This window comes from Dolichospermum sp. UHCC 0259 (assembly GCF_009711935.1).
GTDB lineage: Bacteria > Cyanobacteriota > Cyanobacteriia > Cyanobacteriales > Nostocaceae > Dolichospermum.
Genome location: NZ_VIKX01000296.1, coordinates 1 through 1,046, shown reverse-complemented (window position 1 = coordinate 1,046; position 1,046 = coordinate 1). Strand labels below are relative to the sequence as shown.

The window sequence follows — 1,046 nt, the reverse complement described above, 5'->3', positions numbered from 1 at the left end:
TACTTGCTCACGTAAAGCTTCAAGTTCTACCATGTTGCGCGGTGTCGGTGTATACTCTTCCTCTTTGTCAGGTTGTTGATCTTGATTTTCCTCTTTCCGTGTATTACACGGAAAGGTGTCGCTTTCTTTCCATGTATTACTTGAAAAAAGGAATTTTCTACTTTCACTTTTTTTTGAAGCATAAAATGGACATCTGCTTTGTGAAGCATAAAGTGAGCTAAAAGCTTATTTTATGATTCAAGTCACAGTGCCAAGTTATGAAACTCTTCTTTGAGGATGGAGCGAACGATTTCTCGGATCTCTGCTGTGTTAGAACCCTGAATTACAGCACTAGCAACTTCTCGAATCGCTTGTGCATCAAGTCCTTGGTAAGTGCGATCGCCAATATGAATATCTTGTCCCTGTCCAATATTAACGTTGTACTTACCTACTTGCAGATTTTGAATACTACTTTTATTTAACCACTGACGCAAAGATTCAACATCGGCATCAGTTTGATTTCCGTTAAGGATACGTTGAATAATTTCATTAAGGTTACTGGGTTCTGTCATTGATTTTAAAATCTTTTAGTTCTATTTTAGACAAAAATTGCTATGAACTCCTAAATTTTTCTGAATGGTTATTTTGATGATGATTCAAGCAGTAAATTTGTATTTAATTTTTATACTGTCTATAAGCCCTCACCTATCGGAGTGAAAACCTGGCTGGTTACGCTGGAAAAAGCGTGGTATTGCGATTTGGTCCCAAAGACATTACAACTATTTTGGTTTATCGCCAAATAGGTTCGTAAGAAGAATTTTTAGTTCGTGCTTATAATCTTCCAATGTTTTTTATTCGACTTTTAACATTCTCTCCTCTATCTTTTCCCACCAAGAAGGAGAATCATCTCCTATAGCTGCTTTTTTGCATTCAATTATGAAGAGGTTGGCACGACAATATTTTTTGTCTAAAATCTCAATCTCTTCTGTGGATAAATTCATTATTCCTCCCGCAGGGCTATTTCATTCTAAAAGAGAGGATAAAATGGTAGAGATATCTAGGCATCT

At 36.1% G+C, this 1,046-nt stretch carries 2 protein-coding genes and 1 pseudogene; 1 reads left to right on the top strand and 2 read right to left on the bottom strand.

Translation table 11 applies throughout. The features are described 5' to 3' along the window. Window positions 1–242: 242 nt before the first annotated feature. Window positions 243–551, bottom strand: a complete 309-nt coding sequence (locus tag FJR05_RS24265) for a hypothetical protein (RefSeq protein ID WP_254447079.1) — start codon at window positions 549–551, stop codon at window positions 243–245. Window positions 552–691: 140 nt separating this feature from the next. On the opposite strand from FJR05_RS24265, the pseudogene FJR05_RS24260 reads away from it, so the two are divergent. Further along, window positions 692–790: pseudogene (locus FJR05_RS24260) on the top strand (Mu transposase C-terminal domain-containing protein); the annotation flags it as partial. Between the two features lie 40 nt (window positions 791–830). On the opposite strand, the gene FJR05_RS24255 reads toward FJR05_RS24260, so the two are convergent. After that, window positions 831–980, bottom strand: a complete 150-nt coding sequence (locus tag FJR05_RS24255) for a hypothetical protein (RefSeq protein ID WP_168646477.1) — start codon at window positions 978–980, stop codon at window positions 831–833. Window positions 981–1,046 lie beyond the last annotated feature (66 nt).

What these genes read in the sequence shown, in the direction of transcription:
- FJR05_RS24265 (WP_254447079.1), bottom strand. Translation starts at nt 551, where the DNA reads ATGACAGAACCCAGTAACCTTAATGAAATTATTCAACGTATCCTTAAC.
- FJR05_RS24255 (WP_168646477.1), bottom strand. Translation starts at nt 980, where the DNA reads ATGAATTTATCCACAGAAGAGATTGAGATTTTAGACAAAAAATATTGT.